11 protein-coding genes are annotated in these 13,622 nt (G+C 38.8%); 8 read left to right on the top strand and 3 right to left on the bottom strand.

What is annotated here, in order from left to right; genetic code table 11:
• Positions 1 to 36: 36 nt before the first annotated feature.
• Both B5X70_RS03175 and B5X70_RS03170 read right to left on the bottom strand, forming a co-directional pair.
• Positions 37 to 1,359 carry an outer membrane protein assembly factor BamB family protein gene (locus tag B5X70_RS03175; RefSeq protein ID WP_079556427.1) on the bottom strand — a complete coding sequence of 441 codons (1,323 nt, stop codon included), beginning with the start codon at positions 1,357 to 1,359 and terminating at the stop codon, positions 37 to 39.
• Positions 1,360 to 1,651: 292 nt separating this feature from the next.
• Positions 1,652 to 2,446 (bottom strand): DUF6597 domain-containing transcriptional factor, encoded by a 795-nt coding sequence (locus B5X70_RS03170; RefSeq protein WP_079556426.1) that lies wholly within the window; start codon positions 2,444 to 2,446, stop codon positions 1,652 to 1,654.
• Between the two features lie 385 nt (positions 2,447 to 2,831).
• On the opposite strand from B5X70_RS03170, the gene B5X70_RS03165 reads away from it, so the two are divergent.
• The 7 genes from B5X70_RS03165 to cbiB all read left to right on the top strand — a co-directional run bounded on the left by B5X70_RS03165 (position 2,832) and on the right by cbiB (position 12,011).
• Complete coding sequence (locus B5X70_RS03165; RefSeq protein ID WP_079556425.1) at positions 2,832 to 6,827, top strand: PAS domain-containing protein; 3,996 nt, start codon at positions 2,832 to 2,834, stop codon at positions 6,825 to 6,827.
• A 59-nt stretch (positions 6,828 to 6,886) separates the two neighbouring features.
• The gene (locus B5X70_RS03160; protein WP_198314159.1) at positions 6,887 to 8,353 is read left to right on the top strand and encodes a cobyric acid synthase; all 1,467 of its coding nucleotides are present in this window, start codon (positions 6,887 to 6,889) and stop codon (positions 8,351 to 8,353) included.
• A 318-nt stretch (positions 8,354 to 8,671) separates the two neighbouring features.
• Entirely contained in the window at positions 8,672 to 8,902 is a 231-nt protein-coding gene (locus B5X70_RS03155; protein WP_079556422.1) for a hypothetical protein, read from the top strand.
• Positions 8,892 to 9,239 carry a type II toxin-antitoxin system PemK/MazF family toxin gene (locus B5X70_RS03150; protein WP_079556420.1) on the top strand — a complete coding sequence of 116 codons (348 nt, stop codon included), beginning with the start codon at positions 8,892 to 8,894 and terminating at the stop codon, positions 9,237 to 9,239. The genes B5X70_RS03155 and B5X70_RS03150 overlap by 11 nt, the downstream gene beginning before the upstream one ends.
• Positions 9,239 to 10,036 (top strand): PhzF family phenazine biosynthesis protein, encoded by a 798-nt coding sequence (locus B5X70_RS03145; RefSeq protein ID WP_198314160.1) that lies wholly within the window; start codon positions 9,239 to 9,241, stop codon positions 10,034 to 10,036. Before B5X70_RS03150 ends, B5X70_RS03145 begins: the two co-directional genes overlap by 1 nt.
• Positions 10,036 to 11,064 carry a pyridoxal phosphate-dependent aminotransferase gene (locus tag B5X70_RS03140; protein ID WP_079556416.1) on the top strand — a complete coding sequence of 343 codons (1,029 nt, stop codon included), beginning with the start codon at positions 10,036 to 10,038 and terminating at the stop codon, positions 11,062 to 11,064. The genes B5X70_RS03145 and B5X70_RS03140 overlap by 1 nt, the downstream gene beginning before the upstream one ends.
• Entirely contained in the window at positions 11,043 to 12,011 is a 969-nt protein-coding gene (gene cbiB / locus B5X70_RS03135; protein ID WP_079556414.1) for an adenosylcobinamide-phosphate synthase CbiB, read from the top strand. Before B5X70_RS03140 ends, cbiB begins: the two co-directional genes overlap by 22 nt.
• Here cbiB and B5X70_RS03130 read toward each other — a convergent pair.
• Complete coding sequence (locus B5X70_RS03130) at positions 11,977 to 12,528, bottom strand: hypothetical protein (protein WP_079556413.1); 552 nt, start codon at positions 12,526 to 12,528, stop codon at positions 11,977 to 11,979. The genes cbiB and B5X70_RS03130 overlap by 35 nt on opposite strands.
• Before the next feature lie 199 nt (positions 12,529 to 12,727).
• Here B5X70_RS03130 and B5X70_RS03125 point away from each other — a divergent pair, with 199 nt between their 5' ends.
• A complete protein-coding gene (locus B5X70_RS03125; RefSeq protein WP_079556412.1) occupies positions 12,728 to 13,489 on the top strand; it encodes a hypothetical protein in 762 nt (253 codons plus the stop codon).
• Positions 13,490 to 13,622: the final 133 nt, after the last annotated feature.

Genomic DNA, 13,622 nt, shown 5'->3' with positions numbered 1-13,622 from the left:
TTTGTGATTAAGGTTTTCAAAAAGAAACTGGTTGTTTTAATGTTTTAGGTTAAAGGTGTTTTTTGCGTTGCCTTCTCTTTTTGCCCAAATGTTTTTCGCTACTCCCTCTGAGGAGCTCTTAAAGCAGAAAATTTGTCCACTATCAATTCCCTGTGCAATAACCACAATATTTCCATTACTTAATAAAGAGAGGTTTGAAAATGGTTGGCTGTCTGTGTTTGCCCCTGCACTCATATTTGAGACAACACTCCCACTGTTGTTTACGATATAGACTCCGAAAAAATCCGAAGCATATATTCTTCCATCTTTTCCTTTTACCTGATTGGTAATTGACCCGATAAATAAAGGAGGATTGGCTGTCCATGATGTTGATCCATTGCTGCCATTAAGTTTTAAAAGGCTTGCCCCGCCCATATAAACATTGCTTTGGGCATCCGTCGTAATGGATCCGTTGTTGTTTTCGTAGTAATGCGTCCACAGCAATGTTCCATCGGGGCTGTAAACTGCGGTTTTGTAGTCATAAAGATTCTCAACTGCTACATTGTATTGCACAATAATTTTTCCATTGGGTGCAATGGCTATTTTGTTGTTTTGGTGTCCACTGGTTCCATAGGAGTGAAAAAGATCAACATCATCCGGAAGATTGCTGTTCCATTTTACGATAAATGCACTACTTGTGGCTTCAATGGCAAACAAGTGAATGTCATCGGCAAAATAAACCATATTGCCGTTGGCTGCAAGAGTGCTTTGCTCAAAAAAAGCATGCTTCCTGTCTTCGTCTTCTTCGTTTTCTCTGAATTGGGTTAAATCCAATTCATAATTTACATCTCCGCTGGAGATATCCAATGCAAACAAATGCCATTCATATTCAGTCAATGTTTTATCCGCCCGGTAAATCAACATGTTATTGGCAATGGTAAAATTGCGTGCATGATTGTAGCTGTCAGTAACTCTTTTGTTCCAGATAACATCTCCGTTTTCTGCATTAAAACAGATGATTCTATTATCGTGGCAGTGCACAAATAGTTTTCCATCGTAATATGTCAACTGGCTTTCAAGTAAAACGTCAGTCGTATTGGTTTTACTCCATCGTTTTTCACCATTCTTATTAAAGGCGTCAATGGTAAATCCCTCGCCCACATATTCTTTTTGCAGAATATAGATATTATCATTTTCATCTATGGCTGGTGAGGTTCGAAACAAAGCTGCACTGATGGTTTTGGAAAGATTCGCTGACCACTCTATGTCGGCTTTTGAGTCGTTGTTGTCAAAAAGATCATCTATCTTTTCATCGCTGTCACATCCTAAAAATAATGCTGTAGTGAAAAGCAGAAAGGCGAATTTCTTTAGTAGTTTCATTCTTTTGAGTTTTAGTTTAATATTTCACAGCGAATATAGATTGTTATAAGATTTTAATTATGTAAAAAAACGACACGGTTGACCAATGTTTAGATTTGTATGGTAAATAGTATCAAAAAGTACGATGAGAGAATAGTGAAATAATTAATTCGAGTCGGCCGAAAATAAAATTACGATAATTGATAATGAGTTAAGTGAAAAAAGTTCATCGTGGAAAACTAGAGGGTTGATTGTTAAAAAGCAAGTTGTTTGCTCTGTTAAAAGAGGAGGGAGATTTACATAGGTAAATTGTTTATTCAAGAAGGCTTTTGGTGAAATTGTTCATGATGGATTTGAAATCCACGGGCTTTGTTTGAGAAAAGGTAATGAAATCTTTTCGGAAGTGAGAGAAATCATAATAATATTCTAGAAACAAAGGATCGTCCCATCGCATTTCTGGATTTTGATAGATTAGCTCCAGTATGTATTTGTGTCGAAGAATACGGCAAAACATCTTACAACTAATACCAATGGTTTTAGAAAAATATCGCTGTAAGGTACGCGCATTTATTTTTCCGTTCAATATTTCTGATTGGTCAATAATTCCTTTTCTTGCTATGATTTTATCTGTAATGGAATCTAATAGATTGTGATTTTGGACTTCTTTTTTGTTAGACAGCAACATTCTCTCAATGTCGTCAATGACACTTTCAATTTGAATCCCGTTTTTGAGTTTTACTTCAATTTTTCCTATTTCCTCTTTTGGGAACAAGGTGTTTAATGGAACTCCAGTGTTAAAGAGTGTTTTAGGGGATATGCCAAAGAGATTGTAGAGGCCATAAGGCTTGAAGTTTACTCCAAGAATTCGGGTCTTGGGAGTTGGGTTTACAACCATGTGTTTGGAAAACTGCCCTACTATGATTGATGATGTTTTTATTTGTTCTAAATTATAAAAATCAGATTCCTCTCCATATTGAAACAACATAACAGGCATTCCAAGGGGAGGGAGTTTTAGAGCCGGGGTTGATTCAGAGAATGTTATGTGCCAATAATCTGTGATATGCTGTTTTAGATCTTGATGCTTTGCTTGATATATCGTTTTTTGCATTTTGATTTAATTAGGATGTTTTGAGATGTTTTATGGGTGGCTTTGCAAAACAGTAATTAGTTTGCTGTGTAATTTTACATCTCTTTTTTTAATGTTGTATGATAATTTTGATAAACAGAGTTGTTAAAATGACCAAAATTGATTTATATATTACATAATTGTGTCGATCTGTATTAATCTTATCACTATATTTATTATAAATAAATTATCATAAAAGGTCGTTAATCTTTTTTATTTGGTTGATTTCCAGGAGAATAAAGTTTTGCGCGCTGGATGTTTAAGTTGTTTAGAATCAAGAAGTTCCATTTATCTAATATTCTACCCAGAGGGAATCGGGACTAACGTCCTATTATAATCAAGCATGCGTTGTTATTAAAAATTAACTATGCCTCAGTCGTCAAACATCATATCCCACGTAGAAAAAGTCTGGATGATGATTTTTATCATCATCATATTGTTAATTAGTGTTTTGACGACTTTAAAACTGGCTGATAATATTGAAAATGAGATGCGTTCACGGTTTCTGTATGAAGCCGAAAGGTTTTCCTCATCCATTACCACCAGTTATTTGGAATCTCTGTCCGGCTCAGAGGCAGATACTCTTCTACACACATACCAAAGATTAAAGAGTCAACTAAAATCATTAAGGAACGTTGACCCAAATATTCGTTTTATTTATCTTCTCGGGCAAAAGCGCGATGGAATTCACCAAGGTAGTGATGGCCTTCGTAATTCAGATGTGTTAATTTTAATTGACAGTGAACCTCCAACATCAGCGGATTACTCGCCACCGGGGCAGGTTTATAAAGAAATCTCTGACGAATATAAAAGAGTTTTTGTTGATATGGAATCAATAGTTACTAAACCTGTTACCGACAGATGGGGGAATTGGGTTACTGCGTTGATTCCATTGGAGAAAAGCAGTACTGATGGTTTTGATATGGTGTTGGGTGTGGATATAGATGCGCAAAATTGGAGGCGTTACATAGTTTTAAAATCCATTCTTCCGGTAAGCGTTGCAACCATTCCATTGGTTGTTGTCATTGTAGTTGGATTTGTCTGGCGCAAGAGAATTGCAAAGAAAATTCGAAATATAAAAAACCGTTGGATTTATCCAGAAACCTTTATTGTTGTAATGTCTGGTGTCATCATTTCTTTGTTTTTGTCATGGATTGTCCACGATCACTCTAAAAGAAATCTTTATCAGACATTTCAGCAAATGGCTGACAGTCGTATATCCATTTTTGAAGATGCTATACATGATTTATGGAAAATAGAACTGGAAGGTATTGCAAGGTTTTACCTGGGAAGTGAATATGTTACAACAGATGAGTTTTTACATTATACAGGCTATTTAATCGATAACCGCTTTGTAACGGCCTGGTTATGGGTGGAAGTAGTGCCTGGTTCTGAGATTGAAAGATTTCAATCTCAGGAGTTGGAAATAAACGGAAAAGAACTGCTCATATGGGAGGAAAGTGTTGGTGGTAATCCGATTCCTGTTTCAGAGAGAGATCTCCATTTTCCGGTTACACGGATCGCACCCAAATTCAGGGGAGAATGGGTTTTAGGGTTGGATGGAGGAGTCGATACGCATGCCTTGAAAGCCATTTCTGAAGCACTGGAGTCGGGGTTGGTCTCAGCATCCTATTTTTTGGGGAAAGTGTTTGTCGACGGGGGTAAGAATAGCATGCTGGTAATGCGGCCTGTTTTTTCGGTCTCAGATGATTCTTCTCCACACGGACTTGTAATGGCATTGTTGGATTTGGGAGATTTGCTCGACAACACGTTGAATGATGATTTTATATTTGCTTCATACAGAGTTCTTAATAATGAAAGCCATTCTTCTTTCGGCAATCGCTTAATTATTTGGGGCCATGAGGATATTAATCAAATGATGATGTCCCGTGTTGTTTTTGCCTATGGCAAAAACATCCTTGTCACAGCATACCCAACGCAGCACTTTTTCTCTATCAATCCTTTAAGAGGAGCACCTCTATTTGCATTTTTGGGGATTCTGATTTCAATTTTGATTGCTGTAATCATAACTTTGGTAAAACGTCGCCATCAGGAACTTGAGTGGTTGGTTGAAAAGAGAACGATGGCCTTACGGACAAGTCAGAAGCACCTTGCTGCCACCCTAAGATCTATTGGCGATGGTGTAATTACTTGTAATAAATCCGGACACGTAAATTCTCTTAATAAAATAGCGGAAACGCTTACCGGATGGACAACTGAAGAAGCCAATGGTAAAGAATTGGAAGAGATATTTCATATTATAGATTCCAAGTCAGGGAATAAAGCAGATAATCCTGTAAAATTCGTTTTGGAAAAGGGCGAGAACGTTGAATTGGCCAACCATATTGTTCTGATATCAAAAAGCGGAGCAAGATATCATATCGCTGACAGTTGTGCCCCAATAAAGGATGATGCAGATCGGGTTACAGGAGCTGTTCTTGTTTTTAGGGATGTTACTGAGGCATATGTCCAGCGTGAAGTTTTAAAAGAAGAGAGAGAAAGATTTCAATACATCCTTGATATAACTGGAACAGGAATCAATATTGTAGATAAAGACTATAATATTATTTATGTAGATGAGGGCTGGAGAAAGAAGTATGGAGATCCCAAAGGGAAGAAATGCTATGAATACTTCATGCATCTCAATGAACCTTGCGAGAACTGTAATATTCAAGAAGCTTTCGATACGAAAGAGGTTTACATTTCTGAGCAAACTTCCGATGATGATGATAAAGTTTTTGAGGTTCATACCATTCCATTTAAAAACAGTAAAGGAGATTGGCTTGTCGCTGAGTTTAAGGTTGATATAAGTGCAAGAAAGTTTGTGGAAACGGAATTAATACAACAAAAATTATTGTTAAGAACATTAATTGATAATCTGCCGGCTTTGATTTATGTAAAAGACCTGGAAGCACGAAAAGTCATTTCAAATATTTCTGATTATAGATATCTTGGCTTTGAACGTGAAGAAGATGTAATTGGGAAAACAGATATAGACCTTCTTGGTAAAGACGCACTTGAGTATTATGAGGATGATCTCAAAGTAATAAAAACAGGAATTTTTATTATTGACAAGGAAGAGAGTTTTATCAGGAAATCAGGAGAAACCGTTTGGTTGTCAACCAGTAAAATTCCTCTTTATGATAAGGATGGGGAAATTACCGGGTTGGTGGGGATCGGACATGATATAACCCAAAAACAAATGGCTGAACAGGAATTATTAGCAGCCAAGGAGAAAGCAGAAGAGAGCGATCAATTAAAAACAGCTTTCCTGCACAATATGAGTCATGAAATCCGAACACCATTAAATGCCATATCCGGATTTGCAGATATGTTGGTAACAACTAATCCCGATAATGACAAAAGAGTACGTTATGCATCAATCATTAAGAATAGCAGTAAACAATTGCTCTCCATTGTTAACGATATTTTAACCATCTCATCCATTGAAACAAAGCAGGAGGTTCTGAACAATGACAAAGTCAACATCAATGAGATTACAGAGGAGTTGTATGCCGTTTTTAAACAACAGGTAGGAGGTAAGGATATTGAGTTTACAGTCGACAATTGGTTTGTTTACAATGAGTCTCTGGTTGTTTTGGACAGAACAAAAGTTACACAAATTTTAAGCAATCTTTTAGGTAATGCTTTCAAGTTTACCAATAGTGGCTTTGTCAAATTCGGGTATGTTTACCGGAATGAGAGCAATGAACTTGAATTTTATGTAAATGACAGCGGTATTGGAATTGCTGAAGAATCTCAACGATTGATTTTCGAACGGTTTCGGCAGGCCAATGAGGACATCCATCATGAATATGGAGGAACGGGCTTGGGATTATCCATATGTAAAGGTTTTGCAGAATTAATGAACGGAAACATTCGCCTAGAATCCAACCCCGGAGAAGGAAGTTCATTTTATCTGACAATCCCGTACGTTCCTTACAATAAGAGTCGTATAAATAATATAGAACCTTACCGGGAAACTCTTTCTGAAGAAAAGTTTCCTGTTCTTGTGGCAGAAGACGATGAACTAAGCTCGTTGTTTTTAAAGGAGCTTCTTAGGGAGCTGAGTTGCACGGTTTTTCATGCCCAAAATGGAATTCAGGCATTGACTATTTTCAAGCAACATAAAATTGAATTGGTTTTTATGGATGTTAGAATGCCTGAAATGGATGGGTATCGGGCAGCCCGTGAAATTAAGAAGCTAAATCCGGAAACCCCCATCGTAGTTCAGTCGGCGTATGCACTTTCCATTGATAAAGAGGAGAAAAAAGCGCTTTTTGATGAATGTATTGCTAAACCGTTGGATCCCGATATGGTTAAATCTCTGGTAAATAAATACAGAATGAAGGATAAGTCTTAATGACTTCTATAATTTCAATATCTTTGTCAGATATAGTAATCAATTTCTGAATCGTTATTTTGAGAAAACTTCGCCCCATCATGTTTGTCGGAACCGGTTCCGATGTTGGAAAATCAGTTTTAAATGCGGCATTTTGCCGCATTTTTATGCAGGATGGCTATTCTCCGGCGCCTTTTAAGGCTCAAAACATGGCTCTCAACAGTTTTGTTACTCCCGATGGCCTTGAAATTGGTCGGGCGCAGGCTGTTCAGGCCGAAGCATGTGGTATTCCGTGTTCGGTAGAGATGAATCCTGTTTTGCTAAAACCATCAGGTGACATGGTGAGTCAGGTAGTTTTGAACGGGAAGCCGGCAGGCAATAAATCTGCATCAAAGTATTTTCTGGAGACTAATCGGGATGCACTTTTTGCCGAAGTTATGAAATCCTATCATCGCTTGGCCGAAAGGTACAATCCCATTGTCATAGAAGGCGCAGGATCCATCTCCGAAATGAATTTGTGGGACAAGGATATTACCAATATGCGGGTGGCAGAAGCCGCTGATGCAGCCACCATTCTGGTGGCAGACATTGATCGCGGAGGTGTATTTGCCTCTGTTTATGGCTCAATTCAGTTGTTACCCCCAAATCAACGAAAGCTTATCAAAGGGGTTTTAATTAACAAATTCAGAGGCGACGAGAGCCTTTTCCATGAAGGACGAAGAATGTTGGAAGAGATCAGCGGCGTACCTGTTTTGGGCGTTATACCATGGTTTCGTGATATTTTTATTGAACAGGAAGACTCAGTAGTTCTGGATCATCTGAAAAATCAACCACAGAAGGGAAAAATTAATATCGCAGTTGTTCGCCTCAAGCACATGGCCAATTTTACAGATTTCGACTCTCTACGTCACGTTCCTGAGGTAAATCTTTATTATGCCGAAAGCGAGGATGCACTTACAGCGGCTGACATCATTATATTGCCCGGGTCTAAAAACACCATTGCCGATATGGAAATGTTGCGACATAGAGGGTTGGAGAGTGTTTTGATGCGATTGCATCAAAACGGAAAACCCATTTACGGGATATGTGGAGGATTTCAAATGATGGGAAAAATTATACAGGATCCAGATGGAGTAGAAGGCAATGTTTCCCAAACCAAGGGTTTGGGAATACTTCCGGTGGAAACAGTATTTAAAGGTAAAAAAAAGACAGAGCAATGTCGTTTTGAATTCCTTAATGATGACAACGTTAAAGGTTCGGGATATGAAATTCACATGGGAGTGACCAAAGTGGATGGGAATCCACTTTGTCGACTCAATAATGGTGAAAACGACGGCTGTTTTCTGAATGAAAAAACCTGGGGGACATACATTCACGGAGTTTTTGATAATGCATCGGTCATCCGTGAAATATTAAGACAGGTAAATCCCGACATTGAAATAAATTTTAGTTTGAGGGATTTAAAAGAGGAAGGGTTTAACAAACTGGCCGGATTGGTGCGGGAGAAAGTGGATTTGGAAAGGATTTATGGATTTATTCGTAAGTAATTTGTTTAAGTTGTTGACCGAATGGAGTTTTCATGAGTTGTTGCTTTCGAGCTCTTTTTGTGAGCTTGACTGCGTCGATCTTCGATTCCCACTCATGGGCGTTTCATAAAAGAGCCATCCATGAATCAAGAATAAGCTGTGCGCTAAAGAAAAAATAACAACAATTGAAACGCGCATGCGGAGAGAACTTACAACATGTGAATGAAATTGGCCTTATGCAAGTTGCATAAGGCCAATTAATTAGTTTGAATAATTGCTGATGGATATACTTGTTTGATATACCTATAAAACATACCTTTGTGATATAAAAAACAAGCAATGAAAACTGTATCACTAAAAATAGACGAATCAATTTTCGGCGAGACTGAAAAGATACTTGAGCGAATTAAGAAGCCCCGTAACAGATATATCAACGAGGCAATTGATTTTTACAATAAACTTCAACGAAAACAAATACTTGAGGAAAGGCTGAAGAAAGAATCAGGATTGGTTAAAGCTGACTCAATGGCTGCCCTTAAAGATTTTGAGGAGATTGATTATGTGGATTAAACAATTCGAAATTTGGATTGCGGATTTAAATCCGCAAATTGGAACCGAACCAGGTAAAACAAGGCCGGTTTTGGCCATTCAGACCAATTTGCTCAATAAAATCCCTCACCCATCAACCATCGTTTGCCCTATAACGACAAATGTTAATAAGGGTTCTGAGATTTTGAGGGTTCATCTTAAAAAAGGAACAGCTAATTTAAATCAGGCTTGTGATGTTATGATTGATCAAATTCGAGCCATTGACAATAAAAGACTAACAAAGAGGATTGGGATCTTACCGGATGAATTAATAGACATTGTTAAAGAAAATATTCAAATAGTACTCGATCTTGAATAATGCACAACAAAATCATATATCAAATAGATGCATTCACCAGTGCGCTTTTTAAAGGAAACCCGGCAGGCGTTATGTTGGTGGACGAGGGTTTTGCATCCCACAGGATGCAAAACATTGCTATGGAGATGAATCTCTCCGAAACGGCATTCGTTATTCCACACCAAAATGAGTTTAAAATTCGGTATTTTACTCCAACAGTTGAAGTTCCCCTGTGCGGACATGCCACTTTATCGGCTGCGCATATTATTTACGAACTAGGGGTAGTTGGAAAAGACCAACAAATTGTTTTCAGAACGAAGAAAGGGAAAGTTACAGCTAAATACTCAAATGGATGGATCGTTTTGGATTTTCCGCAATACAAACTTCAAAAAGTTGAAGTCCCGGCTGTTTTTGAGAGTCTCCTAGGGTTTGAGCCTGTGGAGTTGTATCGTAGCGATGAAGATTGGGTCATCGCTGTTGCCAATGAAGCGGAATCAGTTCGCAATGCAGCTCCCAATTTTGAAGCACTCATAAATCATGGACTTGGCGAGTTAATGATTACCGCAAAAAGCGATGTAGAGGAGGCTGATTTCGTGGTGCGCTGTTTTGCACCAAAATCCGGAATTAATGAGGATCCGGTAACCGGCTCGGCGCATTGTGCATTAACCCCGTTGTGGTCTCAAAAGCTGGGGAAAAGAGAAATGGTTTCCCATCAGGTGAGTCGTCGCTCGGGTGTTTTAAAGGTTGCCTTAAATAAACCGAGAGTGGAAATCAGAGGAGAGGCGGTAACGGTATTTAAAGCAGAACTGAAATTCTAATGTTGTACGGACACGGAAACGAAATACATCAATACATACAGGGTATTAAAGCCGATTTTAGCTCAAATATTGCCTGTGGAGGCACGCATCCCGCAATTTTGGCACATATAAAAGATTCTATAAATCTTATAGGGAACTATCCTGAACCGGATGCCTGTTCGCTTCGGGAGGCCATTGCACGAAAGGAGGGGGTTGACCTGCGACAAATTGTTGTAACCAATGGATCAACGGAGGCATTTTACCTGTTGGCGCAACTGTTCAAAAATGGGAAATCACTGGTTTTTACTCCATCTTTTTCCGAGTACGAAGATGCTGCAAAATGTCATGGACATTCGATTTCCCACCAACCATCTGGTAAGTTTAACATCCAAATGACAGAGCAATATGATTGTGTTTGGTTGGGAAATCCCAATAATCCGGACGGAGTGGTCACTGATTCTGATTTGATTTTGAATTTTTGCAGTAACCATCCCGATGCTTGTTTAATTCTCGACGAAGCTTACCATTCTCTTTGCCATGAATATGTATCGCCATTGTCGTGCCATAATGTGCCGGACAATTTAGTGGTTGTACGCTCATTGACAAAGCTATTCGCTTTGCCAGGGTTGAGATTGGGATATATTATTGCCAGTGAAGAAATATGTGAGAGTTTAAGCGAAATTAAAATGCCATGGAGCGTTAATGCTTTGGCCATCGAAGCAGGGAAGTTTATCATGGATAAATACGAAGAACTCAAGCCAGATATCAATGCTTTGCTTAAAGAATCAAGTCGTTTTCAGAAACTAATGGCGGAAATTGAGATGGTTTCTGTCTCACCCTCCGAGTGCAATTATTTTCTGGTGAAACTGCATAAAGGCACGGCTGGCGACTTGAAAAAGCATCTTGTAGACCAGCATGGATTTCTTATTCGCGATGCAACCAATTTCAGAGGATTAACGTCTGCTCATTTTCGGGTGGCCGCATTATCTCCGGCACAAAACAATCAACTGGTAAACGCCATTAAAACATGGATTCAGAAAGCATTTTAGTTAGTTCCTCTCCATATTTAATTCCGCTATTGGTGGGATATTTACTTGATTTGGTCTTTGGCGACCCTTATCGCATGCCACACCCGGTTAAGTTGTTTGGCCGTTTAATTGCTTATGGTGAAAGCGTTCTAAATAAAAACCGGTACCGGTTTTTAAAGGGCATGCTTATGGTTTTGCTTTTGGTGGGAGTTACATGGGCAAGTCTTCTACTTTTCTTTTTCGCGATTCAAAACGTATGTTTTGTTTGGTATCCGGTTGCTTCGCTCTTTGTTTTCTGGGGTTTGGCAAACCGCAGCCTCATTGATGAAGCCCGCAAAGTGGAGTACGAATTAAGCATGAATGGTCTTGAAGCCGGCAGGCATCAACTTTCTTATATAGTGGGTCGGGATACTTCCAATCTTTCACCTCAGCAAATCCGGACTGCAACACTCGAAACGCTCTCTGAAAATCTCAGCGACGGCGTAATAGCGCCTCTCTTTTACTATGCCATTGGGGGAATTCCTCTGATGTTTGCATACAAAATGGTAAATACTCTGGATTCAATGGTTGGATACAAAAATGAGCGTTACATCCGTTTCGGAAAATTCGCTGCGCGTTTAGACGATGTTGCAAATTTCATTCCTGCACGGCTCACAGCCATCATCATGGCTGTGGTTTCGGCCAGCAAAAACGCATTTCTCTTTATCAGGTTATATCGGAAAAATCACTCCAGTCCCAATGCCGGATGGCCGGAGTCTGCTCTGGCAGGAATTCTCAACTGTCGTTTCGGTGGCCCAAATCTTTATCATGGCAAGATGGTGGAGAAACCTTACATTGGGAAAAATAATCGCGAAATAACTTCACCGGATATTGACAAAGCTTGTTGGGTAAATCACAAAACAACCATCGTGATGGTTGTTTTAACGGCTCTGGTTATATGCTGTTCCACCATTTTCCTTTCTCACTAAGCTTAAACCCGGCAAACCCTCTTTTTTGAAGATTCTTTATCAGTTCCATGAAATTTGCCTGGGGATTTGACTCTGAATTGTTAGAAATCAGCACTTGCTCTCTGTTTCCATCCTTCAGGATAATGGTTGTGAGGTATGTTTGAGCTCCACCGTAATTTCTATTCAAGAAGCTGTTTCTACTGTGTAGTTCCAGTAACAATTCCTTAATCTCACCAAACATAATTTGACTCTCCAGGTGCCCAATGGTTTTTTTAAAACCATTGGATGCCACTGTGAGGTTGCCAATTGTTGGCATTTTTTTATTAATGCGATAGTGGTAAATGTTTCGGATTAATAAAAGCATTAGCCAAATGGTTGTCGAAAAGGATGCTACCCAGACACTGATCTCGCCGAGGAAAAGCCAGCTGCCGGTCATCAGTAAAATCCATGTGAATGGAAATATCGCGAAAATGATGAGGTTTGTTCTTCTGATATTTTGGAGGGACGCTCCTTTGGCGTTAAAAATTTTAAACTGCATGGGTCGCTGTTTTGGGAAAATGGTGTTATTTTTGTTTTAAAAATAATACAATTTATTGTATTATTTGAATGTGATTTGTGATCCTAGTGAATTAAAAAGAATTTTGAATTTGCAGGATGATTACTTAATCAGTATATTTATTCTTTTACAGTTGAATCCGTTATAACGAGAAAATAAGTTCTGTAATTTAAATATCAATATGAAAAAATGCTTAACCCTACTCGCTGCTTTTATCGCACTTATTCTTACAATCGGTTGTTCAACCTATCACTATGTAAGTTTCAATAGTGAGCTTCCTCAGGACTTTAGGAATGAAATGGTTTCGGACTTGGATTCCGTAATCGTGCGGCATCTCTTTTCAGAGGATAACCAGATTTTGTTTGAAATATCAAACCGCTCCGGACAAATGCTTTATGTTGATAAAACCAGGTCATTTCTTATTTTAGGGGAGGAGAGTTTTCCAATATGGCAGGATGTGACGCATACAAATCTGGCGGGTAAAATAACTGAATCCGGCCAATATTCAAACAGAAGTTTTATTAATGCTCATAGTACTTCGATCCGTGATCTGGCAGTGGTAGCGATTCCTCCTGGTACGCGAATTTCTGAAAGCGCCGGGGTGATACCAAACATCAATTATGATGAAAAATCTGATCATGAAAAAGTAACCATTCCTGGAAGAGGAGCCGGGTTTAACGGGAAGGTGTATCGATACAATGAGGATAATTCCCCATTATCACTCAGAGTTTACCTGACGCTTTATTTCGATCAGGACTTTGTTTCCAGGCTGACTATTGATGAGCGTTTTTGGGTTTCGGAAATAGTGAAAACCGATATGGGGCCTGGTTATCGGAATGAAGCATTGATAAATATGGTTGTTCAGACAAATGATAGCGGTGATAAAGCCGCCGGATTTTTTTTTATTGGAGCATTGTTTGTTGTGTTATTTGTCGCGATGTAAGCTGTGGCATTTAATTCATAACTGGAGTGATTTCAGGCATCATAAAAAAGTCCACAAAGGAGGATTCCCTTTGCGGACTTTTGTGTTTTAACCAGATTGTGGGTGTTTTCTGCGTCTTGAATTAAAGAAAACC

The sequence above is a fragment of the Alkalitalea saponilacus genome (assembly GCF_900168165.1).
Lineage (GTDB): Bacteria > Bacteroidota > Bacteroidia > Bacteroidales > Marinilabiliaceae > Natronoflexus > Natronoflexus saponilacus.
Note: the sequence above shows the minus strand (reverse complement) of the source record. Positions and strands in the feature narration are given on the sequence as shown.

What these genes read in the sequence shown, in the direction of transcription:
- B5X70_RS03175 (WP_079556427.1), bottom strand. Translation starts at nt 1,359, where the DNA reads ATGAAACTACTAAAGAAATTCGCCTTTCTGCTTTTCACTACAGCATTA.
- B5X70_RS03170 (WP_079556426.1), bottom strand. Translation starts at nt 2,446, where the DNA reads ATGCAAAAAACGATATATCAAGCAAAGCATCAAGATCTAAAACAGCAT.
- B5X70_RS03165 (WP_079556425.1), top strand. Translation starts at nt 2,832, where the DNA reads ATGCCTCAGTCGTCAAACATCATATCCCACGTAGAAAAAGTCTGGATG.
- B5X70_RS03155 (WP_079556422.1), top strand. Translation starts at nt 8,672, where the DNA reads ATGAAAACTGTATCACTAAAAATAGACGAATCAATTTTCGGCGAGACT.
- B5X70_RS03150 (WP_079556420.1), top strand. Translation starts at nt 8,892, where the DNA reads ATGTGGATTAAACAATTCGAAATTTGGATTGCGGATTTAAATCCGCAA.
- B5X70_RS03145 (WP_198314160.1), top strand. Translation starts at nt 9,239, where the DNA reads ATGCACAACAAAATCATATATCAAATAGATGCATTCACCAGTGCGCTT.
- B5X70_RS03140 (WP_079556416.1), top strand. Translation starts at nt 10,036, where the DNA reads ATGTTGTACGGACACGGAAACGAAATACATCAATACATACAGGGTATT.
- cbiB (WP_079556414.1), top strand. Translation starts at nt 11,043, where the DNA reads ATGGATTCAGAAAGCATTTTAGTTAGTTCCTCTCCATATTTAATTCCG.
- B5X70_RS03130 (WP_079556413.1), bottom strand. Translation starts at nt 12,528, where the DNA reads ATGCAGTTTAAAATTTTTAACGCCAAAGGAGCGTCCCTCCAAAATATC.
- B5X70_RS03125 (WP_079556412.1), top strand. Translation starts at nt 12,728, where the DNA reads ATGAAAAAATGCTTAACCCTACTCGCTGCTTTTATCGCACTTATTCTT.